Origin of the sequence: Mycoplasma sp. 332 (genome assembly GCF_052378275.1) — a bacterium.
Lineage (GTDB): Bacteria > Bacillota_I > Bacilli_A > Mycoplasmatales > Metamycoplasmataceae > Metamycoplasma.
The window spans coordinates 487941-512454 of the sequence record NZ_CP198998.1; the positions used below are offsets into that span (position 1 = coordinate 487941).

Here is a 24514-nt window from a genome sequence, read left to right on the forward strand (position 1 = left end):
TATTATTTAATAAATTTTTTTAAATATGCAACAAAAAATTCTGCTCATGTACATAATGAGCAGAAAATTTAAATTTATTTTTTGGAATTTTCTTTAATAATTATCGACCATTTTCTTGGGATAAAATTAGGGGTAGGAATTTTTTTTTCATAATAAACCAAGACATTATCGATAGTAAAAAATTTATTTAAACATAAAGTATTAAATTTAATTTGTAATATATTCTTAATATTTTTAGAATTATCAATTTCCTTTTGAAAATTAGTTGATTTTAAAAAACAAAAAATTGAGCCTATTTTTCCAACATGATGAGATATTTCAACAAGATTCTTTAATTCTGAAACTGCTCTTGCGCTTATAAAATCAAATCTTTCCTTTTCTAATGATTCTTCTGATCTTATTTTAAGAATCCTTACATTTTTTAAATTACATTTTTTGACTACAAGCCATAAAAAATTTACCCTTTTTTGCATCGGCTCATAAATTGTAAGATTAAAATTTTGACTATATATTAAATAAGGGATAATAGGAAAACCTGCTCCTGAACCAATGTCAAGAACCTCCTTATTACATAGATTTGCAATATTTTTATTTATATTTTTAAAAATAAGAATTGATTCTATAATGCCCTCTTTAATTAATTTTTCACCGTAGAAACCAGTTAAATTATACTTTCTATTTTCTTCTTCAATTAACTGATAATATAAATAAAGTTTAGCAATTATGTCTTCATCTTCAATGCAAAGATATTGAGTTATAATTCTTCTAAATTCTTCCATTACTATATTCTTTATAAATTTCACTTATTGATGTGCTATTAGTATTAGCCTCAATAACTAAACCAAGAAATTCGGCCATTGATAATTCTTTTAGCTTCTTAAAATGTGATAAATGCGAGTGATCTACTGAATTAGTTATTATAACTTCATCAATGATAGGATTGCTTTCAAACATTTCAAAACCTCTTGAAAATAACCCGTGTGTTGCAGCGATAATAACTTTGTTAGCGCCTTGTGCCTTTAGTGTTTCTGCGGCATGTATAATAGTTCCACCAGTATCAATAATATCATCGTAGATGATTACATTCTTACCATTAACATTACCTAAAACGCCCATAATTTCAGATACATTTGGGCCAGTTCTTCTTTTATCAATAATTGCAATTGGTTCATCGGAATTTAGGCATTCTGATAATTGACGTGCTCTAACTGCGCCGCCATGATCAGGAGAGACAATAACAAATTTATCTTTTCTTTTTCTTAATTCCTTAGCAAAAATAAATTGACCTCTTAGATCATCAACAGGAATATTAAAAAAGCCTTGAATTGATGCATTGTGCAAATCAACAACAATAATTTTATCAGCACCAGCAGTTTCTAATAAATCAGCAACAAGTTTGGCTGAAATTGGATGTCTGCCGCTTGTTTTTCTATCTTGTCTTGCATAACCATAATAAGTAGTAACACAAATAATTCTTTTTGCGCTAGCACGCTTCAGCGCATCAATAAATATCAAAAGACTCATCAAATTATCATTGACTGGTTTTCCTGTATTGTTGATAACAAAAACAGTTTTATTTCGAACAGTTTCGTCGGGATAAACTAAATTCTCGCCATCAGCAAAAACAACTTTATTAACCTTTTTAACATCAGTGTCTAAATATTTAGCAATTTCATTAGCTAGTTTTTCAGAATTATCCATCCCAAAAATAATTACATTTTCATCTAATTTTTTCATTTTTTTTAGCTTAAATTTTCCTTCCCTAATTTTTAATATTAATTTTAATATATTAATGTGTTAATATTTAACTTTTTCTTAGATTATTACAAAATTAAAAAAATAAGCCAAGTTGACTTATTAATTATAAGAAATGCTTATAGATCTTACGATAAATAATTTTGGTTATTATCACAAGAAATGTATAGGTCGAAAGCAACAGTGCAAGCCAAGCATAAAATATCGAGGGTAGCGGTGCTAGTTGCAAGGAAGTATTTAGCTTTGGAATATAAGGAAGAGCAGTTACCAATGCAACTCCGGTCAAGGTTGAAATAATCACCGGAGTAGAAGCGTTAGATTTAATTAGTGGCACTTTATCAGTTCTTAATAGATGAATAACAAAAGTTTGTGTTCACATTGAGATGACTAATCATCCGGCTCAAAACATCAATCTAAATTCTTTTTGTTGTTCAAGAGATAAATTACTATAATCACTAATTTTGGTAAATGTTGTTTGTTTAATTGCTTGTGGAATGATAACAAAAAATAATAAACAAAACGACATAACATCAACAATTGAACTAGCAGGGCCAAATCATAGCATAAATCGCCAAATAGACTTATGTCCCCATTGCCGCGGAGATTGAATAAATTCTTTATCTACATTATCTCACGGAATTGTTCCACAACAAAAATCATAAATTAAATTTAAAAAAATAATTTGCACAGGTGCTAAAGGAATAAATGGAAGCATAATTGAGGCTATAACTACGCTAAAAATGTTTCCAAAGTTTGAGGACACAGTCATTTTTATATATTTATTAATATTGGCATGAGTTTTTCTTCCCTCAACTATCCCTGTAGCCAAAACATTTAAATCTTTTTCAAGAAGAATGATATTAGCTGACTCTTTTGCGATATCAACTGCTGTATCTACAGATATTGATACGTCAGCAACCTTCATTGCTGGCGCATCATTAATACCATCACCCATGTAGCCAACAACGTGACCATTATTACGCAAAATGGTAATTATTCTAGCTTTTTGATCGGGGCTAAGTTTAGCAAAAATTTGTGTCTTTTCGACTTCGATTGCTAGCTCGACATCACTAAGCTTAGTAATGTCTTTTCCTAGCAATATTTTTTCATAAGGAATGCCGACTTTTGAACAAACTGCCTTTGTAACCAATGGATTATCACCAGTTAGTATTTTTACTTCTACGCCCAAATTATGTAACTTCTTAATAGCATCTTCAGCAGAATCTTTCGGTGGGTCTAGAAATGTTAGATAGCCTATTAAAGTCATATCTTTTTCATCGTTTACACTCAGCTTTCCGACAGCATCAATATTAGACTTTTTGGAAGCGACAGCAACAACTCTCATTCCTTCTTCACTAAATTCCTCAACCTTATTCAAAACTTTACGAATTACCTTTTTATCAAGAGGAATTACTTTTCCGTCTAAATAAATTGTGCTACATACATTAATTATTTCTTCAACAGCTCCTTTAGTAATCAATGTAACCTTATTATTTTTAAGAGACTTTACAAGCACTGACATACGCTTTCTATTGAAATCGAAAGGAACCTCATCAATTTTCAAATAATGCAGTTCAAGATTATCTAATGATTTTTGCTCATCAGCTAAATCAAGGGTACGATTAATAATCGATTTATCTAGTAGGTTTTTTAATCCTGTTTGATAATAAGAATTTAAAAAAGCATACTTTAAAACATGATAATCCTCTTTCCCATTAACATCAAGGTGCCTTTCAAGAATAATTTCATCTTGAGTTATTGTTCCAGTCTTATCAGTACATAAAATATCCATAGCGCCAAAATTTTGGATAGAGTTAATATTTTTAACAATAGTTTTTGCCTTCCCCATTGCGATTGAACCTTTTGATAAACAAGCAGTTACAATCATTGGCAACATTTCAGGGATTAATCCGATAGCAATAGATATACCAAATAATAAGGCATTAAATCATGCATTGTTTCCTTCAATCTTTTGATGGGTTAATCCAACAATTAAAAAAATGATAGGAATAACAAAAGCAATGATGCAGGTTAACATTACAGAAATTTTTTTAATACCTTTTTCAAAGTTAGTAGGAACTTGTTTTTCATTTAATTTTGAAGCCACCTTACCAATGACAGTATCATTTCCAACTACTAGCACCAATGCCTTTGCTGAACCAGAAATAATGTTTGAACCCATAAAAGCAAGATTGGGTCTATCTGTCAGATTATCATAATTAGTTTGTGCATCAATAATACTATATTTTTCAATTGCATCGCTTTCGCCAGATAATGAGGATTGCGAAACAAATAAGTCTTTTGCCGCAATAATTCTAACATCACCGGGAATAATATCACCAGCTGCTAAATGGACAATATCACCAACAACTATTTCGTCCATCGGTATTTCCTTTAGAACCCCATCACGCTCAACCAAACAAGTTGTCTCAATAATTTCAATAAGTTTATTGGCACTAGAAGCAGATTTTTGTTCTTGAATAAAGTGAATAATACTGCTGGCAAAAACTATTACCAGAATAATAATGACAGTTATATAATTAACTTCATTATACTTACCACTGCTTATTGGCAATATAATATCGACTACAGCAGTAATAATTGTAAGTATAAAAAGAATAATATTAAACAAATTAAAGAAAGAGCGGATTAATCTTTTTCCAGCAGTGTCAGCCCCTTTTTTGGAAATTTTATTTACACCATATTCATCGCGGTTTTGCTCAACTTGTTTTTCAATCTTGATGCCATTTTTAGAAGATTTATATTTTTCAAATAAAAGTTCTACATCACTAATAGATGCTTCAACTAGTCGCTTATTTATCGGATTATTTTTTGCTAAATCTTGCTTAGATAATTTAATATTTTGACTTTCAATATTATTAACCTTTGCTTTCTTCATTATTCACCTCCTTTATATTTAAAATATGTTTAAGGAAGCAGTAATTCTACATAATTAACAAAATGTGCTTAGTGAAAACACAATATTTGTACTACTTCGATCACTACTTTGTACTTCCATTAAGTCACCTTTCCATTTTATATTTACTTAATTTTACATTAAACAACAATTTAAAAAATAAAAAAGTAATAAACATACCTCTTAATATCTAACTTTCATATAACTGTTCTAATTCTTTTTCAGAAAGATTATAAAGGTCTCCATTTTTAACTATTTGACCATTATTAATAAAAATATATTTAGAAAAATTATTTCTAAGGACATTTAAATCATGAATATTAACTAAAACTGTTGTGTTATATTTCATGTTGATATTTTTTAAAATTGACATTATATCCTTTGATGTTTTAATATCTAGTGAACTAGTTGGTTCATCAGCTAAAATAATATCAACGTCTCTTAGCAAAATTTTTGCTATTTCAACACGTTGTTTTTGACCGCCTGATAAATCAGAAATTTTTGTAAAGATCTTATCTAAAATTCCTAAGGAGTCGAGAACATTATAAATTTCTTGTTTTTGTGATTTAGTTATTATTTTTAACAAGGAAAATAACACATTTTTATATTTTGAATAAAAATGCAAAATATTTTCATAAACATTTAGCGACTCAATAAGATTTGTTTCTTGCGAAAGATAACCAACTCTCTTTACTATTTTTTTTCATTGTCGTTTCGAAATGTTCTCTATATCATATTCATTAATAAAAAGTTTGCCTTTACTAGTTTTTAGTTGTTTTAGAATGGCATTAAACAATGTAGTTTTTCCTGAACCAGATCTTCCTATAATAGCAATCATTTCACCTTGATTAATTAACAAATTTATATCATTTAATATATTCATCTTTGATCTTGGGTATGCGGCATAATAATGCTCAAATTGAATTTTCTTCATATTTTAATATTATATTGTAATTTTTAACATATTAATATAACGCAATTATGCAAAAAATAAATTTACATCATATTAATATTAACAAATAGGCCTGACATTATAAATTCTCAATAAATTAAACTTAAAAGAAATAAATAAAAAAACTCCCAATTAAAGAGAGATTTCCATGTTTAAACAATAGCTTTAATCATTACTTAAAATCTGGTTCTATACCTAAATTTTTAAGAATTTCAACAACAGTTTCCTTCATTTCCTTTGAAAATGAATCAAATATGGATTGTTCATCATCTGTTAATCTAATTTTTGGTAAATGACGATAACCATTTCTTCCTAAAATTACAGGTAATCCAAAATAAACACCACTATTTTCATACTCTTGTGGAAGTTTAACTCCTAATGAATAAATTGCTTGACGATCAGTTAAAATTGATTGCGTAATTTCGGCTAGGTTTTCACCAATTCCAAAATTTGTAATTCCTTTTCCAGTAATAATTTCAAATGCTTCATCCTTAACTTTTTGATTTAATTTTTGTAATCATTCTTCCGAAATTGTATTATTTGCTAATCAATCCTTTAATGAACCAAGTCCTATTCTTATTTTTGAAAACGGAATTAAACATCTTGCTCCGTGTTCTCCAATAACGAATCCAGTGATCGATCCTGCCTTAACATTAATTTTTTCAGACAGGAATTTTTTCATTCTAGCGGTTTCAAGAATTGTTCCAGATGATATAACTCTTTCGGGAGCAAATTTTGTGATTTGTTGATATATTGAAGCCATAATATCAACCGGGTTTGAAGCAATAATAGTAATACCGTTGAAACCTGATTGCTTTATTTTTGTTCCTATTTCAGCAATTAATTTAGCATTATCTGTTAATAATTCAAGTCGATCTTTTAAAACTCCATCCTTCGGTTTTACCGATGCAGTAATAACAATGATCTCAGCATCTGCTAAATCTTGATAAGTTCCAGCCACAAATGTTGAACCGCTTTGTAACATCGAACATGCAGCATCATTCAGATCTTTAGCTTGTGCTTTTGCATATTCAACAAAGGCATCAACCAATACATAATCAGCCTCAATCGATTTATTCAATGAAGCATATAAATAGGCCGAACCAACGGCCCCAACGCCAATAATTCCTATTTTAGTCATTTTTTTGTCCCCCCATTAATTCGTTAATTTTTTTAGCCATAACGATATTAAACGTTTTTAATCCGGTTTCTTCAAATGGATCTATTTTCATAAGATGTGCACTCATTATTGATGCACGATGAATAAAGGAAACAATTCAACCCAATGTTTTGTCCTCTAAATCACTAATAACTATATCTATAAAAGGTATTTGAATACCTAGATAATAATCCTTAGTTGCTTGCAATAATGCCTTATTTACATTGTTAAATGTTTTCTTCATTAAAAAATTAAGTTCATCGCCATCATTGTCATTAACAATAGCTATATTGAAGTCAAACATGGGATTTTGAACCGAAATATGAGTATTAAACATTCTTCTTTGCTTATTATAAAACAAATTAGCAAACGTTTTAGTATCAGAAGGATGAATAAATGTGTTAACCTGTATCCCTTTATAACTCCGATATGAAGACGAAACCAGATACATAGCAAATAAATCATTTAAACATTTATAAATTTTAGATCCCGAAACAATATTCTCAATTGCAAAAATATCTTTCTCTTCATGATTGCGATCTTGTTTATTAAATATATATCTAACTAGAGCGTAACGATATGCACTATTATTTTCTAAATTTGTGTTACTAAAATATTCATTTGCTTCTTTTGCACCTTCAATATAATCATCAATGTCAATATTAGCACAAGCAAGAGGTAATAAAACTGCTGCTGAATAGTTTAAATATCTTTCAGGGGTATTATCTAATAAAACTAAATGATTATAATTTTTTGTTTGAACAAGATTGAATAATTTTCCATAGTTGTTATTAGTTGTTATAAAAATATAATTGGTTGCATTATTTCTGCCAACCTGTATATTAAGTAATGTAACCAATTCTCTAAAAACAATTAAGCTCTCAATATCCTCTCCATTTTTTGATATAACATTAATTGCAAATGACCTATTTTCTAAATATTGAATTAGGTTTAAGATATCTATTCCTTCATAACTTTCATCAACATACATAATCTCAATTCCACAATTGTTTCTTAAGCGGGAATTCGCTAGGCCTATTATACTCTTTGATTGAATACATATATGTTGTGGAGCAATGACAACAAAGGTTTGGATTTTTTCATCATTAAAAAATTTCACAATTTTTTTTATCTTTGAATAATCACTCCTTTGGATATTTCTATCAATTTCAAAAAAACCAAAATTTTTATATCCTTCAATTTCTTTGGATTTTATTTTATCATTAATATCGTTAATAATATCCTTATATTTACCACTAAATAATTTAGAGTCAATAACCTGGTCAGATAAAAAATCTATCTTACTTTTAATCGCCATAATGTATTCCTTTATTTGTAAAATCAAGCAATTTATCAAACTTAGCGCCATTTTTATCAAGTTTAAAACTAAAAGGATTTCTTAATTCCTTTGGATGAATTTGCTTAAACGAAAAAATAAGTTCACCATTTGCTGCTATATCAATAATTATTAGTTCTTTAATGTCATTAATCTTAAAAAATGAATTCAAATTACTTATATAATAATCACTAACTTCAGAAATGCCTAAATAACCAACATGGTTGGTTTTGGTTATAAGAGTTATAAATTTGCTTGAAATTTTGTAAACTTTTGCCTTTATTATTTGACCGACTGAATAACTCATCTTTTTCCCTTTTAAATGTACTTAGTAGCATATAAATTATATGCTAAATAACAAAAAATAATTATGATATCCAAAGTATATTTTATATTTTCAAAGCAAAATAGCATATCTATAAAACTTACTCATAAATCCAATATTAATTACAACATAAGCAAAAAGAAATTTTTTCCTTTTTGCAAACTAAAAAGTACTATAATTGAATCATAAATTTATGAACAGGGGTGCCCATTAAGGCTGAGAAATACCCTCGTTAGCTGATCCAGATAATACTGGCGTAGTGAGTTCTTATTTTTTGGTCATCATCCCTTTTTAATTAAATTGAAGGGATTTTTGTTTTATGAAAAATAAAAAAATAGCGTTTATACTAAGCCTAAGCACTCTAATGTCCACATTTGCCTTTATTTCTATTGCGTGCAGTGCAAAGCAGGATGCTAATTTAACATTAAAATTTGTTATAAATGAGCCTTTTTTTGGTAATAAAAAACATCTATTTTTTAGCAAAATTTTATCTGAATTTAAAAAGAAAATAAATAAGGATGCAACAATTAAAGTAAGATACGTTTCAGCAAATAATGATATAGCTAGTATTGTTAGAAAAAAAACAAGCAACATTGCTATCATTACGACTCCTTTATTCATCAGAAACAATGACCAAAATATTATTCCTATCTTGCAAACTATGACTAGGGCATTTAAATTTGATAAAAATTTTAATGATAGCTACTCAGATGGATCAAACACTGACAAATTAAGAATTATTGCTGCTAAATTACAAAAATTGTTTAATAAAAAATCATATACCGCATGAACCGATGAAGAATATAGTTGGAATGGAAATATATACGAATATTTCTATGCAAAAAATAATGAATTAGTTGAATACTATCGTGGCATTATAATGATTCAAGGCACAAATGAAGAAAGAGAACAAATTAAAAAAGCATGAGACAATAAAGATTGAAATACTTTTAGAAATTTTGGTATTGTGACCGGTAAGGAAAGCAGCGGTTCAAAATATATTCTACAAGAAGCATTATTCAAAAAGCATTTTAATCTAGAAAACAATAAATTTAATTCTTTTGCTGAAGATAAAATAAAAAATATCGAAAAATATACACAAGGAGAAGCAAAAAATATAGGGAATGGTTCACTTAAAAAATATCATATTGTTTTCGATGAAATGGCCTCGTTTGCCTATCGCAATAATAAAAGGGGCAAGTTCTACACCCCTGATGATGAGAATGTTAAAATTGAGTTTTTAACAGCCACTGATCCACTAAAGTATAATGTTGTAGTGGTTAATAAAGATGATTTCAATACGGAACAAATAAACTATTTAAAAAATATAATAATAGACTTATGAAGAAATAACGAAGATGATTATGGTCCTACCGTAGGATTTAATGGCTACAAAATAATTAATGATGTTGATAAGGAAGTAATACAACCTTATAATAAAATATTTAGTTAATATGTGATTAAAAAGAAACATTTTTAAAGAACAGTTAAAATTAGGCAATACTATTTTAAAAAACGGACCATATCGGCTAGTTTGAAAAATAGCATTTTTTGTTTTTATTATTTTATTAATTATAGCTTCAATCTATATTGTTAATTTTAGTTTTGCACCATCAGGTATTAATCTCTTTATTAAAAATTTAAGGGATTTTTTTTCTCCAAGTAGTTTTAGTAATATATATAAACAAAATCTCTTTTATATTTCTTTTTTGTTTTTATGAAATAGTATAAAAATAATTTTCCTAAGTACAATTATTGGATTCATGCTCGCATTTCTCACTTCGTATTTTTCTAATATTAAAACCAATAGCAAATATATAGCTATTCCATCTAAAGTTATAGTAATTGCTTTAAGAATTTTTCCAGAATTGTTTTTTGTATATTTATTTAAAATTTCTTTTGATAAAAAACTAGCGATAGCATTAATTTTTTGTTGGTTTACATGACTTTGATTGCATGAGTATTTTTCACAAATAATTGAGAATGCTAATTTTAGTATTTTTTATCATTTGGTAAAATCACAGCACTCAAGACAAAAGGCTTTTTGAACAGAAATATGACCTCAACTTAGAAAAAAATTCATAAGTTACTTCATCTATGCATTTGAAACAAATTTACGTTGGTCAGCAATACTAGCTAATATTGGTTTTTTAGGGATAGGAATTTTAATAAATCCTCAAATTCAGCCAATAAATTATACAGAACTAATAATACCTTTGTTAATACTAGTTTCCTTCTTGTTTTTAGTGGAAATTATTAGTGAAAATATAAACAAATTCCTATTTGAATCTCGAAAACAAGATAATATAAATTTTAAGAAATATCAAACTAATAATATAATCAAAAAAACTTTTATTTCACTATTTATTTTACTTACCTTTGCGCTAATTTGCATAGCTATAAAAGATTTAGCTCATGAAAAATTTTATGAGACCGAAGCTACTGGCTTTTTAAATAATATGTTTAAGGGGAGTTGAAAAGATATAATTTTTAGCTTTAGCGAAGATGGGATTTTTTGGATTATCATTCAATTTGCATCACTTGTATTCTTAACCTTCATTTTAACATATTTTATTTCATATTTTAGAATGCTATTAATGTCTAAATCAATAGTAGGAAAACATTTAAGTATCTTCTATAAGTATCTAAATATATTAATAAGAGCAATACCTGCTGTTATTATATTTCTAATGCTTTCTAATCTTTTTGAAGAATTGTCAGCATCATTTGTTTTTGCTTTTGGTATCCATAGTGCATCTTCAATATCAAGAAACTTATATCAGACAATTAATAACATTAGTATAGAAAAAATAAAAGAATTAAAAAAACTAGGCTTCTCTAATTTTTTGATATATAGAAATTTTATTCGCCCAAAAATTAGACTAGATTTCATTAGCTTTGCAAGCCTAGAACTAGAAAAAATAGCTAGAAATTTTATAATTTATGGTTCTTTGTCTTCTTCATTATTAGGCCAAAAAACAAATCTAACAAGAGCAAAAGATATAGCTGATGTTTCGCCTTATTTGTGAATAGGTTTTATTATCATTGCGCTAATCAGTTTCACTTCATATTTCATAAGATTTAGTATTAAACAAAGAAATTAAAATAAAAGACAGATAATCTGTCTTTTATTTGTTTATGTCAGTCACCTGAAATGGTACGCCCTAGAGGATTCGAACCTCTGACCCAATGGTTAAAAGCCATTTGCTCTACCTTCTGAGCTAAGGGCGCTTCTGGTGCCCAGAACTGGACTTGAACCAGCACGGCCATTACAGCCAACGGATTTTAAGTCCGTAGCGTCTACCATTCCGCCACCTGGGCATTAATTGATTAATGCTTAAATATTATAATATATTTTTTAAAAAATAAAAAAAATTAATTTTATTACATCATTAATTAGCGTGAAAAATGAGCCACCGATATTTTGAATTTGTTTAAATATACATTTTGCATAATTTCTAATAAAAAAATATAAAAAAATAGCTCTACTTTTAGGAATAGAATAATTTATTATAAAATTACAATTTTATTTATATCTCTTCTTATTTTTTCTAAATCTTCATTAATTGATCGCATTAAATCTATTTCTCTTTGTGAAATAAGACCAGTTTTAACAAAAGATTCTAAAATTTCTGTTTTTTTAGATAACATTTGATTGTAGTAATATCCGGCTTCTTGATGTTTCACAATTTTTTTAACCACCGATATTTCAAGAGGAAGCTTTTTACTATATGCTATTTTCTCATACATTTGAATGTCATTTTCATTTAATTCAAAAGCTTTATATCTTTTATTGTTTATGTGAAAATAGTATTGTTGATCTGCACCGATCATAAAAGTTGCATCATTTTTTGATGTGACTTTTATTTTTTGATTTTTTTCATTTTTAGGAATATATTTTTTATTTTTAAATGTTACAATTCCATTAAAAATTTGTCTTTTAATTGGCAAATCAAAATAAGCTTCAAGAGTTGCGCTGTTTGGTTTTCTAAATTCATTTTTTTCAGAATCGGTAATTGATTTTCTTGTTTTTATATCATTAAGCATTGCAATAATTTCGCATCTATATTTATTAGCGTCTTGGTTTGTTTTAATATTTCTATCTTTTAAAAATATCGGAATTCTATTATGTGCAATTCTCCAAAAACTTTCTATATGTGGTTTTTCATTAGATACTGATGTTGTTATAAATTCAGTACCTAATTTTGTGACTGCATCATACAAAATAGCGCTAGATTCAAGGTTATTATGAAAATTCATTCTATTATCGCTAATCATTACTTTTGGTATCCCATATTTATTAATCATATCTTGAATAATAATTTGATAACCTTTTACTGATTCGGCTTTTTCGTCAAAATAAAGTGATAAAACTTTTGAAGTTGAAACATCGATACATGCAACAATTGTTCATAAGGTTTGATCAACATAAAAATGAATAGATCCATCAAGTTCAACACATTCGCCCATATTTACTAATTTTCTTTTTGAGATTATGGTTGGTTTTGCAATCTTTTCTTTAGGCAAAATATTTGGCTTATAAGGTATATATTTTTTTACAAAAGTTTTTTGTCTTTTTATTGTATTTTTATGAGCAAAAGCACTTAGAAATCCGCTTTGCGTAAGTCTTCTTGTTAATTGACTATATGATATTTTTACATTAGCTATTCTCTCATAAAACAAACAGTAAGACATATATGAATTACAAGAACTATTTTTTGTTCCAGCAATCAATTTTTCACTTTCGTATTTTTTCCCATAATTGATAATTAAATCATTACTGTAAATCTTTTTTCTATCGCCTCATTGATTACCATGCGCTAAGTTAACCTCTTTTTTGCATAATTTAGCATTTCTTAATTTTTGTTTTAATCTTTTATGGTTGATATTGAACATTTTGCTTTTAAAGATAATTGCTTATTTGTTAAATTAGAATATGTAGTTATAACATCTAATTTTCGTTTTCTATTTAATTGAAAATAGTTTAATTCTATTTCATGCATAATAAGACCACCTATAACATTTTACTATATATGTTAGGTGGCTCATTTTTGTTGCAATTTAACGAAAAATAAAAAAAATTAATTTTATTACCATTAATTATGTGGATTCTCAATTATTTTGCTACATTTCAATTCTCAATTATTTTGCAACATCCTATAGTTTAAAATAATTATAAGAGGTAATGTGAAATATAAAAAAATAGAAATCCAAAATTTAACAGATTTTGAGAAAAAGGAAAAGATATTTATACCGATATAACTTTTGGAAAAATTAAAAATAAACCAAATCGCCATAAAACACGAAGTTAGCCGTTTTACAGTTTCTAAAATTAAAAAATCTATAAATTTTAGTGGGACATTTAATGCCTCGCACAAAAATAAGGGAAATAAATATAAACAAAAGTTTAGTGATGATCTTGTAGATTCTGAAATTGAAAAAATCAGAGATTTTAGTTCTTTTGTTTTTGATCAACCCAGAGATAGAACTAGAAATGTTACTATGGCAATTTATTATAGAACAAAAGGTTCAATATCTCTTTAAAAACTCTTTACAGACGCACTTTAAAAAAAGGCTATGCAACAGAGCACTCGCACAAAGCGACTAGAAAAGAAGCTAAAAGAAACGCAAAAAATATTTTAAATAACGCAAGTTTTAGAAACAATATTTTATTATGCAATAAATAGCAGATTAGAGAATCCTAAAACAATAGAAAAAATGCAGTAATAAAAAATACCTGGAAAAATCTTTCTTCAGGTATGATCGTTGAGATCGATGCTACGCCAGACACAATGGGATTGGGTGAAACTTTTCATACTTACCACGCTATTGATCCTGCCACTAGTAGGCTTTTAGCAGTCCGTGTGTCTAAAGAGGAAACCGATATTGGTTATATGAATCTGATTGAAAACTTTTTAGAACACAAGGAATTCCGCAGATTATAAGAACCGATAATAGAACAACTTTTTGAAAAAGAGTCTTCATACACACCTATTACTGAGTATTTGCAATCCTTAGGCTTTAAAGTTCAAACTTCTAGTGTTTTGTAATTTAAGTCTTTTGTTGAAAGGTCTTTTAAAACTGCTCAATTAAATTATCCCATATGCTTTAAAATAAAGAATATAAAACATTGAACAGAAATTAGTAAAATTGAAGACCAATTAATAGATTACTTTAATTTTATATCTCCAAAATTAAAAAAGAAATAGCGATAAAAACTGTTTTAGAAAAATAACTGAAGGCGATCCTGGTTGAGATGTTGATTATCATTTTAAAAACAAAACTCATTCAGGCGCAGTGAAGCACCCAGACGAATATTATGCCCCAGTTGATACTAACGGCAATAGAGTTAATTTTTCAAAGAAAATAAAAGTTTTATTTTGTATGAACTCAAGCGGTAAATATTTTTTTCAAAACTCCAGAAAATCGTTACAAAGCAAGCAATGATTTATCTAACTTTAACTCACAAAGGATTTTAATTAGGTAAAAATCTTGACGTTTGAGACGATTTGGCTTATAAAATTGAGTTTGATAGTCGTAACGCATAAGTCAGTAGTTTTGACATTTACGGACAAGTTTAATTACTTGATTAGAAATTTAGAAAGATTTAAATTAAATACATCGGATTTAAAACAAGAAATTAACCACTTAAAATCAATGTTTAAAAACGTAATTAAAGAAGTGGATAATAACCTATCTGAATACTTTAAGTAGATTTTTAATTCTATTCTATTGTCCGCAAAAGTGGGTTTAAAAAATTTTGTTTACCAACCAATCAAAATATGAATAAAGCTTAAAAAATAAATTTAATATCATAAGTTTAATAAACATTTTTAAACTATAAAAATGTTGCGATTTGATTAAGAATTAACATGCAATTTAACGCATAAAAGTAAAAAAAGTGCCGTTTTTTTAAGCAAATCAGCACTTTTTGTATATTTTTATAATTAGTTATAAAATTATAAAAATCATTAAAAGTTTAAGCTGTATAAAAAAATCATTATTGAAAGTATTTTAAACATAAAACCAGCAATAACAATCTAAATTTAATACAGTATTAAATGTACATAGAAATGGGGATTAAAAGACATGATCGATAATATCAAAAAAGAAAAACTAATAAAAAATATTAATCATTGAAAAACGAAATTACTTGACTTAACTTTAAGAAACAAATCCTTAAATATTGGTATCTCTTTAAAAAAGACCATTCCCAATAAATTAAAAATAGTTTATCCTGACTTTTATTCATTACTAGAATTGTTCAATAACACTGAAAAAGAAGTATTCCCATTGGCGATTTATGACCAAGTTAGAAAATATACAGAAAGCCAATACGGATATGAAGCTTTATATTCACATAATTTAGAAGATATTGAGCAACAAACAACTATCAAGAAAAATCAACTTTATCCAGAATTTGGTGAGTCTATATTTTTAGAAACAATTAAGAAATTGAGAAAAAGGCAAGAATTTTTTAGAGAGGAATATTCAATTGATATTGCTTATATGACATTTGGTTTAGTGAAGTGATACGAGTCAACAACTTCATATGAGCCAAATTACGCTCCTTTATTATTCTATCCAGTAGAAATTAAAAAAGATAGCAATACATCGGGTTGAAGAATTACAAGAAAAGCGGAAAATGATTTTATTCAAAATGAAACATTAGTACGTAAAATGAAAAATAGTTTTAATGCTGACTTTACATTTGAACCTTCAAATAATAATGCCAATGAAATGTTTGATGAATATGCTGAAAAAATTCTAGGCCAAATTAGCGATAAAAGATGAGAAATTACAAAAGATATTTATTTATCTACATTTGATTTTAGTAATATATACATCTACAAAGATATTGAACAAAATATTGAGAAAATATCTGAAAGTGAATTTTTCAAAAGAATGATCAGCGCTGAAATTGACGATGCAACAGATATATCTAATATTAATGAAACAAATATAAACCAAAAGATTGATATTCAAAATCAATATAAAATTCTTAACTCAGATTCTTCACAAGAAATCGCCATTCAAAATGCCATTGAAGGAAAAAGTTTCATCTTACAAGGACCTCCCGGAACAGGTAAATCCCAAACAATTACAAATATTATTACCGAACTTATAACAAGAGGTAAAAAGATTCTTTTTGTTGCTGAAAAAAATGCTGCTCTTCAAGTCGTTTTCAACAACCTTAAAAAAATTAAATTGGAAAAGTATGCGATGCCTATTCACGACACAAAAGTCGATAAAAAAGAAATATTAAGAGATATTAATAAATCAATTGAAGAGGCAAGATTATATGAAATCGATGACAACAATATTCAAACATTGATTTCTAACTATCAAAGAAGCAAAGAATTTTTAGAAAAATATGGAGAAATCTTATTAAGAAAAAGAGAGCCTCAATACAAAAATCTTTACGAATATATTGGTAAATATTTTTCATTAAATGACTTCCCAAACATAAGATTCAGTATTAATAATATAATGTCTATTAATGGTGAAGATTTTGAAAATATTAAGAATACAATTCAGTCATTTGAACATTCACTGAAGAACATAGATTTTAATTTTAAACAACATCCATGGTACGGTTTATTAAAGGATACAATTAAATTTAAGGAAAAAGATGAGATTGAGGAAAAACTATTTTTCTTAAAAGATCATTCAAAAAATATTGCTACTTGAATCAAAAACTTGAATATTTTTGCACAACCAAACGACTTTTATAATGAATTTTCTAAACATACTTTAAATATAAAATTTGTTGCAAACTTCATTGAAAATAATAACTTCAAGGATATTTCAAACTATTTAAATGGCGGTATTGATTTAGAAATAATAAATTTAAAAGAAATTATTAGTGTGTTCAATGACAAAACCACTAAATACGAAACCCAATCTAAAATTTGAAAGAATTTAGAATTTTTTGAAACTAATGATGCTATAGAAGTTTATTCAACACTTAACAAAAACAAATTTAACCCTTTTAGGGTTTTTTCAAAAACGTGAAGACAATACAGAAGTTATTTCAAAAAACAAAATGTATATGAACCTGAAAATCTGTGAAAATTAAGAATCCTTGATGAGGCTAAAAAATTCGCTGAAATAAAAGAATTGGACACAAAATTTAATGAACTAATAAACAAAATAAATCTAAATTTAGACAACTTCAATATTGATAAAGTTAATGAAGTTTTAACCAGTCTTGAGTTTATTAAACAAAATAATAATGATATCCTAACAATATTCAATGCATATGTAAAAACTTATAATCAAAACAAAGAATCAATAAAGACAAATATAAATAATTTAAACACACTATGTGAAAATATTGAATTTCTTGGTTCCTTATTCGACAATAATATTGTAAATTTTAAAACAGTATCACTAGATGATTTTCTATCTAAAACAATAACATTATTGACAAATATGGATTCAATAACTAGCTACATAAGTTTCATTAGCGCAAAAAATAGGCTTGCCAATTTAGGTCAAAGTTCTTTCATTGAAGCCATTATTTCAAACAATATAGATAGCAATTTTGAAAACATTTATCTTAGAAAATTCTATGAAAAACTAACAGAAACTATTATTCAAACTGAAATTTCAAATGCAGATACAGTTTTACTAAATCAATGTGTAAATGTATTTAAAGAAAAAGACAAAGAAGCTAATGCTTTGGCAAGAGATAAAATTATTTTAGAAAATGATAAAAGAATTAAATCTAGTTTATTCTTCGCCGCTGCTAATAGTCAGTATATGTTGCTTAAAAAAGAAAGCAGTAAAACTCGTGCCATTATGCCTTTTAAGAAGTTTTTTGAAAAAGCGCTTGAACTTATTTTAAATATAAAACCTTGTTTAATGCTTTCTCCTCTAACAGTAAGCAACTTCTTTAAAGATGTTGACTATACATTCGATACAGTTATATTTGACGAGGCATCTCAAATTAGGCCAGAAAGTGCTATAAGTTCATTATTTAGAGCTAAACAAGTTATAGTCGTTGGGGATAAGGAACAAATGCCTCCATCAAACTTCTTTTCATCAGCAGAAAATGAAGAAGGTTTTCTTGAAGTCGAGGATTCAACAGATAACTTTTCAGATGGCTATGATTCACTTTTAAATTTAGCCGAAGCTAGCCTTAACTCAATTAGACTAAAATGACACTATCGTTCAAAATTTGAAGAATTAATTTATACATCAAATAAAGAAATTTATAAAGACTTAATAACATTCCCTAACTCTAAACAACCTAATGATATCGAAGGATTAAGATTCCTTTACGCAAAACCAAATAAATATATTGACGAAACAAACACATTATTTGAAGAAGCAAAGAAAACAATAAAGGACATTATTGAAAAGTATCAAAACAAATATTCAATCGGTGTTGTTGTGTTTAACGCTGAAGTATTAAATCAATTTGAAAGAGAAATGGATAAATTTATTCATGATAATCCACATTTAAAATTTTATTTTGATGAAGATAGAGAAGATGCATTTTTTGTTAAAAACATTGAAACAGTTCAAGGTGATGAAAGAGATATCATATTATTCTTGCTAGATAATAAAAGGAACGCAAACGGTGAAGTTAGTGTAAACTTTGGAGCAATAAATAACAGCGAATCCGGATATAAAAGACTTAATGTTGCAATATCTCGTGCCAAAAAAGGTTTAATTCTTATATCATCATTCAAAAGTCATGAAGTTAATTGATTCAGAAGTGAACAAAGAGGGGTTAAACTTCTTGAAAAATTCATTAAAAACGCTGAATTCGGAATAAACGCCTTAGAAGATTTAAAAGAAACGAGCGGAGGTGTTGAATCACTTTTCGAACAACAAGTTTATGATAAACTTACTGAACAAGGTTTGACTTTAAAAACACAAGTCGGATCATCAGGATTTAGAATTGATTTAGCAGTAGTTCATAAAAATAATCCAAACAAATATATTCTAGGAATAGAATGCGATGGAGCAACCTATCACTCTTCAAAAACAACACGTGATCGTGATAGATTAAGACAGGAAGTGTTAGAAGCAAGAGGTTGAAATATTCACAGAATTTGATCAACCGACTGATTCAAAAACCCCGATGCACAAGTTAACATTATTTTAAATAAATTGCAAGAATTATATAACAACACTAATTCGGCTGACGAATCAGAAGACAACGAAGAAATGACAAAATCATTCACAATAGAACTAAATGAACACGAAAATGAACAAGCAACTTTCCCAGCATTCCCTGATCTAGATAAATTTATTGAAATGAATAGTTTAAAATTTTTAAAATCATATCAAGGAGAAAGAAGTCTTATTATTGCTCAACTATTTTCAGTTGCAGGTGCATTGCCTTATAAAACTTATGAAGGTATCGTTAAAAAATTGCTACGCGAAGATCGTTTAACAAATGGTGTTAAAATGTTAGCAAGCAAATTAGCATATGGACTGGGTAGCAAAGATGAATACCTATTCATAGTTCCTTCTTTCCCTGATTTCAATTTTAAATTTAGGGAAAGCTTTTCAAAAGAAACAAAAAGATCAATTTTTGATATCCATCCATATGAATTGCGTGATCTATTTATAACAATATTAGAAAATTCTTATATTACAATTAGCTTAGATGATTTCTGTAGAGAATTATCAAATAGAATTAAAACACAAGTTTCAAACCTACAACAAAAAAATTACGTTCTTGATATTTTAAACAAAATGGCAAAAGAAAGAAAAATTCAAAAATTAGATGATGAATTATTCAAAGCCAATGATAAACTCGACTAATAACTAATCAAATAAATTCAATATAAATATTCAAAATTATTTCCCAGTTTAAGTATAAAAAAATACAAATACATCTTAAATTAAGGCGTATTTGTATTTTTATTATTATTTTTTAACTACAATTATTAACCGCAATAGACAGATATTAAACAATCTAAGCACCTACTTTTTTAAAATAAATGAAACGAATTATTAAAAATAGAAGAAAAATTAAAATTTCTTTTTTTATCATAATCGTACTGGTTCTTTTTATTTTTTCAATATTTAATATTGACACCAAAACATTTATATGGAGCTCTCTGATCTCATTATAAAAAAGATAACAAATATTTTTGTTGCCTTATCGGGGTTTTTAGGAGTTATTTCAATATATTGATTTGCAAAGAAAAAAACAACGGTATATTTAACCGAAATACTCAATGCAATTTTATACGCATTCTTTTCATTTGCAAATGGCTTAGTCATTGATGGAATTCTATAATTCATTTATATAGCAATATTGATATCGATATTAATTAATAAAAAAATCAAGAAAAATTTCAAAATAAGTGAGCCAAGAAGTTCGTTATATTCGTCACTATTATTTGCGTTATATTTTTTAATTTTCTTTGCAATATTTTACATTTCAAACCCATTTACCAACAATATATTAGGAAAAATATTCAATATAAATTATTTAGAATTTGGTTCAAATTTTAAATATAAATTAGTGTCTGCTATACTGTTAGCAACATTCAATCCAATATCAGCAGTCGCTTCAACAATAATGGCGTTAGATTTTAAAGATTCGTAAATTGTATGATGTTTAAAAAGCATAATATGCTTTGCGTTTTTCTCTGGTGTTGCCTTTCCAAATTTCGATGCTTTGATCATAAACATTATCCATTTTTCAATTTCATTATATCTATATTTTGCAACTTCAAGGAGAACAACATTAAGAATTACATTTTCAGGAATGGGAGCAAGCAAAAAATCTACTGTTATAAAAAATATTGCTCCTTTTCTAAATGAGCACGGTATTAAAATTATTGACAAAAGACTGACTGATACAAGCATTTTTCTAAACTATATAAATGATTTGAAAAAGAATGGGTATAAAACCAAAAAATATTTTTCAAGTATAGACTAGAACAAATTAAAAATATGCAACAATTTGACAAGTGTTTAATTGATAGACATATGATTGATGACTTTTTATTTTTAAGGTTTTGATCAATATGAATTTTTTTACAAAATCACAAAAAATTAAATGAAATTTATTTTATAAAACCAAATACAAATTCCTTTTATTAATACAACTAAAAATTGATATATGCTTTGCAATTCTAAGAGATTACGAATTCATACAGAATAATAGAAAAAACGCCAGCTTAAGTCACAAAGTAGAGTTCGAAAGATGAAGAAGATCGGTCGAGCTAAAAAATGATTTATTTTTTAAAAATGTAAATAAAGAATATTTATAAGATAACGGAGTACTGGGAAAAATATTGGCTGAAAATCTTAATTACTTCTCTAAAAAACATTTTGTATTCATAAATACAGAATATTAAATTTCCAGCGAATACATCAAGAAAATAATAGAAGAAAAAATGAATAAAAATTTATATAGTTTAATGAGGTAAAAATATTCAGGGTCCGAATTTTTTTATGTAAGGATTTAAGTGAAAATAGTTTAATTCTATTTCGCACATAATAAAATCACCGATAACATTTTACTATATATAATAGATGGATCATTTTTGTTACAATTTAACATTTATATTCATTTTTTAAAAATACTACTCATATTAATTGAGTAGTATTAGAGACTTATATTATTCTACTTGGTATATTTTTAAAAAATTATTTTGTTCTAAAATCAATAACTGCTCTTCCAAGAAATTCGCCTTTTTCAAGTTTTTCAAAAATTTCTTCAACATCTTCAAGTTTAACAATTTTTGTAACTTCTGATTTTACCTTTCCCTCAGCTGCATATTCAATTGCTTCTTTAAGATCTTGTCTAGTTCCTACAATTGAACCAACCAATTCTTTTTCTAACAGAACAGTTCAAAAAATAGAAACATTAATATCAACCTTTCCCATAGCATCCTTGGCCGGCAATCCCACCAAAACTTGACGCCCACCACGCCGTAATATTGCCATTCCTTGTTCGGCTGCTGTCGGATGTACTGAAGTGTTGATAACAGCATGGACTCCACCGTTTGTTAACTGCGTAATTTTACTTATAAAATCAGGATCTTTTCGTGAATTAAAGGCAGCAACCGCCTTACTCTTCAATGCTAAGTCAACCTTATCATCACTAATATCTATTCCAATAGCCTTATATCCCATTGCATTTGCATATTGAATCGCAAGTTGACCTAATCCACCAACACCTATAACCGCTACATAATTATTAGGTTTAATGTTAGTTCTCTTTAAAGCCTTATATGTTGTAACACCAGCACAAATAATTGGCGCGCCAGAAACAATATCAAATTTTTCAGGAATAATTGCTACATAATCCTCATGACCAATAGCATATTCAGCAAATGTGCCATCTTTTGTATAAGCAGTCATATTTTGGTTAGGACATAGAGTTTCTCTTCCGGTTAAACAAAACTCACAATGACCGCATGTGTCATGAAGCCAAGCCAAACCAACACGATCACCAACTTTAAGTCTTGTACATCCTTCTCCAAGTTCACTAACAATTCCGATCCCTTCATGTCCAGGAATGAGTGGATATTTTGGATCTACTAATCAATCAGCATTAGCTGCATGCAAATCAGTATGGCATATTCCACTTGTTTCCATTTTTATTAATACTTCCTTATATTTGGGTTTAGGAATAGCCACTTCTGTTATCGATCAATCCTTTGGCCCCCTCACAACAAATGCTTTCATTTTTGTCATTCTAATATACCTCCAAAGTTATTTACATTTAACTTAAATTATATCAATAATATTCTAACTTATCATATTTTAAAAATGTCGGTTTGATATTGTGCTTGTTGTTAGTAGCTATACTCATAGCATTCAAAAAAAATATTTAATAATAAATATCGATAATGCATATTAAACACAAAAATTTCATAACGCATGAATAAATAATAAAAATAGAATGTGCTCATTATTTGGCACACTCTATTTTGCTTGTTTCATCGAACGCATTACGCTTCTAATTTGCGCTTCAGAAGCCTTGCGACCCATTTGTTGAAACATAACTCTAATCATCTTTTCATTGATTGGTGGGTTTTCTTTTAATTGCTTTTCAAATTTTTTCTTTGTTATAAAAATAGCTAAAATAGCACCAGCAATTCCAAATATGATAGGTAAAATTACTAATAAAACGATTCCTCATACAGGCATAATATTTTATCTTCCTCTCTTCATAATTCTTTTAACAATTAATAAAATTATAATAGGTATAACTAAAAGCACTAACACACTTATAAAAAAAATTTTAGCTCAAAACTTATGTGCTTCTGCTCTTATTTTTGATAGTTCTGTATTGCTCATCACGTCACTACCAAAAAAAACTTGAATATCAACCATTCTTTTTTTTCTTTGGATTGTTCCAATAATAAATAAAAGTAAAACCCCAAGCATTATTCCACAAAGAATATAAATAACTAAATTTGGGTCAGAAAAAGCCTTGTGTATTCAATCCTTAAAGTTCAGAATTCATCACTGAGCATCCTTAAGGCCTCAAAAGGCAAGAGTAAATAAACCCACATAAAATAAAATCGCAACAACAAATCATGTAATTCTAACTTGTCTTCTCATAAGTTTTTCATACAATGAGGCAATAAAAGGTGGAGCAAAACTAATTCCTTGTTTTATTTTTTCACGATAATCATCAACAGACTTAGATAGTGCATTCAGGTCTATTACATCCAAAATAAGTAAGACTAACGATATTAATCCAAATAGGATTGGAGAAACATATCACCCTCATGGGACTAATTTAATATCTTTGCTTAGATAACTAGAAAATAATGAGGGCGCAAATGCAAATAATAAGCAAGATATTAATGCCAAAAAAAATACAAATAAATAAGCTGATATGCTAAACTTTTTTAATGATTTTTCAGCTCTGAAAACCTTATATATTCCATTTGGTATTAATCCTTCTGGGTCGAGAGTTTTTTTAATGTTGGAACTTAATGATTTTGTCTTGATTTCTGCACCTGACATATTATTAACAGTTAACATTTCAGAATATTTTGCAACTACATCGCTACTTTGAGAACTATTGGTTATAATTGGTTTTAATTCCATAAAAGCGCAGTCCTTTCTCATGA

General features: G+C 27.5%; 17 protein-coding genes, 2 tRNA genes and 1 riboswitch. Of the genes, 4 read left to right on the forward strand and 15 right to left on the reverse strand.

Annotated elements, in window-relative coordinates; genetic code table 4:
* Nucleotides 1-74 precede the first annotated feature (74 nt).
* The 7 genes from rsmG to ACT1UH_RS02115 all read right to left on the reverse strand — a co-directional run bounded on the left by rsmG (nucleotide 75) and on the right by ACT1UH_RS02115 (nucleotide 8426).
* Nucleotides 75-779 carry a 16S rRNA (guanine(527)-N(7))-methyltransferase RsmG gene (gene rsmG / locus ACT1UH_RS02085; RefSeq protein ID WP_444704805.1) on the reverse strand — a complete coding sequence of 235 codons (705 nt, stop codon included), beginning with the start codon at nucleotides 777-779 and terminating at the stop codon, nucleotides 75-77.
* Nucleotides 766-1737 carry a ribose-phosphate pyrophosphokinase gene (locus tag ACT1UH_RS02090; RefSeq protein ID WP_438340349.1) on the reverse strand — a complete coding sequence of 324 codons (972 nt, stop codon included), beginning with the start codon at nucleotides 1735-1737 and terminating at the stop codon, nucleotides 766-768. The genes rsmG and ACT1UH_RS02090 overlap by 14 nt, the downstream gene beginning before the upstream one ends.
* A 124-nt stretch (nucleotides 1738-1861) precedes the next feature.
* Entirely contained in the window at nucleotides 1862-4654 is a 2793-nt protein-coding gene (gene mgtA / locus ACT1UH_RS02095) for a magnesium-translocating P-type ATPase (RefSeq protein ID WP_438340350.1), read from the reverse strand.
* 208 nt (nucleotides 4655-4862) lie between these two features.
* A complete protein-coding gene (locus ACT1UH_RS02100; RefSeq protein ID WP_444704806.1) occupies nucleotides 4863-5606 on the reverse strand; it encodes an ATP-binding cassette domain-containing protein in 744 nt (247 codons plus the stop codon).
* Nucleotides 5607-5796: 190 nt separating this feature from the next.
* Nucleotides 5797-6765, reverse strand: a complete 969-nt coding sequence (locus ACT1UH_RS02105; RefSeq protein WP_438340352.1) for a lactate/malate family dehydrogenase — start codon at nucleotides 6763-6765, stop codon at nucleotides 5797-5799.
* The gene (locus ACT1UH_RS02110; RefSeq protein ID WP_444704807.1) at nucleotides 6758-8101 is read right to left on the reverse strand and encodes a hypothetical protein; all 1344 of its coding nucleotides are present in this window, start codon (nucleotides 8099-8101) and stop codon (nucleotides 6758-6760) included. The genes ACT1UH_RS02105 and ACT1UH_RS02110 overlap by 8 nt, the downstream gene beginning before the upstream one ends.
* The gene (locus ACT1UH_RS02115) at nucleotides 8091-8426 is read right to left on the reverse strand and encodes a hypothetical protein (RefSeq protein WP_444704808.1); all 336 of its coding nucleotides are present in this window, start codon (nucleotides 8424-8426) and stop codon (nucleotides 8091-8093) included. Before ACT1UH_RS02115 ends, ACT1UH_RS02110 begins: the two co-directional genes overlap by 11 nt.
* A gap of 207 nt (nucleotides 8427-8633) precedes the next feature.
* A riboswitch (TPP riboswitch) is annotated at nucleotides 8634-8724 on the forward strand.
* Between the two features lie 39 nt (nucleotides 8725-8763).
* Between ACT1UH_RS02115 and cypl the strand changes: the two genes are divergently transcribed.
* On the forward strand, nucleotides 8764-9897 hold the full coding sequence (cypl, locus tag ACT1UH_RS02120; protein WP_444704809.1) for an ABC transporter thiamine pyrophosphate-binding lipoprotein p37/Cypl: 1134 nt from the start codon (nucleotides 8764-8766) through the stop codon (nucleotides 9895-9897).
* A gap of 499 nt (nucleotides 9898-10396) precedes the next feature.
* Nucleotides 10397-11548 carry a hypothetical protein gene (locus tag ACT1UH_RS02125; protein WP_444704810.1) on the forward strand — a complete coding sequence of 384 codons (1152 nt, stop codon included), beginning with the start codon at nucleotides 10397-10399 and terminating at the stop codon, nucleotides 11546-11548.
* Between the two features lie 51 nt (nucleotides 11549-11599).
* Here the strand turns inward: ACT1UH_RS02125 and ACT1UH_RS02130 are convergent.
* From ACT1UH_RS02130 to ACT1UH_RS02145, 4 genes are all read right to left on the reverse strand, one after another.
* Nucleotides 11600-11675, reverse strand: a tRNA-Lys gene (locus tag ACT1UH_RS02130).
* Nucleotides 11676-11678: 3 nt separating this feature from the next.
* Nucleotides 11679-11765: transfer RNA gene (locus ACT1UH_RS02135), tRNA-Leu, on the reverse strand.
* A 189-nt stretch (nucleotides 11766-11954) separates the two neighbouring features.
* Nucleotides 11955-13340 carry a hypothetical protein gene (locus ACT1UH_RS02140; protein WP_444704811.1) on the reverse strand — a complete coding sequence of 462 codons (1386 nt, stop codon included), beginning with the start codon at nucleotides 13338-13340 and terminating at the stop codon, nucleotides 11955-11957.
* On the reverse strand, nucleotides 13313-13447 hold the full coding sequence (locus ACT1UH_RS02145; RefSeq protein ID WP_444704812.1) for a hypothetical protein: 135 nt from the start codon (nucleotides 13445-13447) through the stop codon (nucleotides 13313-13315). The genes ACT1UH_RS02140 and ACT1UH_RS02145 overlap by 28 nt, the downstream gene beginning before the upstream one ends.
* A 262-nt stretch (nucleotides 13448-13709) precedes the next feature.
* On the opposite strand from ACT1UH_RS02145, the gene ACT1UH_RS02150 reads away from it, so the two are divergent.
* Both ACT1UH_RS02150 and ACT1UH_RS02155 read left to right on the forward strand, forming a co-directional pair.
* On the forward strand, nucleotides 13710-13988 hold the full coding sequence (locus ACT1UH_RS02150; RefSeq protein WP_444704813.1) for a hypothetical protein: 279 nt from the start codon (nucleotides 13710-13712) through the stop codon (nucleotides 13986-13988).
* Nucleotides 13989-15533: 1545 nt separating this feature from the next.
* The gene (locus ACT1UH_RS02155) at nucleotides 15534-20228 is read left to right on the forward strand and encodes a DUF4011 domain-containing protein (protein ID WP_444704814.1); all 4695 of its coding nucleotides are present in this window, start codon (nucleotides 15534-15536) and stop codon (nucleotides 20226-20228) included.
* Nucleotides 20229-20900: 672 nt separating this feature from the next.
* On the opposite strand, the gene ACT1UH_RS02160 is transcribed toward ACT1UH_RS02155, so the two are convergent.
* The 4 genes from ACT1UH_RS02160 to ACT1UH_RS02175 all read right to left on the reverse strand — a co-directional run bounded on the left by ACT1UH_RS02160 (nucleotide 20901) and on the right by ACT1UH_RS02175 (nucleotide 24491).
* Nucleotides 20901-21284, reverse strand: coding sequence for a hypothetical protein (locus tag ACT1UH_RS02160; RefSeq protein WP_444704815.1), 384 nt, complete (start codon nucleotides 21282-21284; stop codon nucleotides 20901-20903).
* Between the two features lie 786 nt (nucleotides 21285-22070).
* Nucleotides 22071-23123 (reverse strand): alcohol dehydrogenase AdhP, encoded by a 1053-nt coding sequence (gene adhP, locus ACT1UH_RS02165; RefSeq protein WP_444704816.1) that lies wholly within the window; start codon nucleotides 23121-23123, stop codon nucleotides 22071-22073.
* Between the two features lie 231 nt (nucleotides 23124-23354).
* Nucleotides 23355-23579 (reverse strand): YneF family protein, encoded by a 225-nt coding sequence (locus ACT1UH_RS02170; protein ID WP_438340363.1) that lies wholly within the window; start codon nucleotides 23577-23579, stop codon nucleotides 23355-23357.
* A gap of 6 nt (nucleotides 23580-23585) precedes the next feature.
* Nucleotides 23586-24491, reverse strand: a complete 906-nt coding sequence (locus ACT1UH_RS02175; protein ID WP_438340364.1) for an MSC_0882 family membrane protein — start codon at nucleotides 24489-24491, stop codon at nucleotides 23586-23588.
* Nucleotides 24492-24514: the final 23 nt, after the last annotated feature.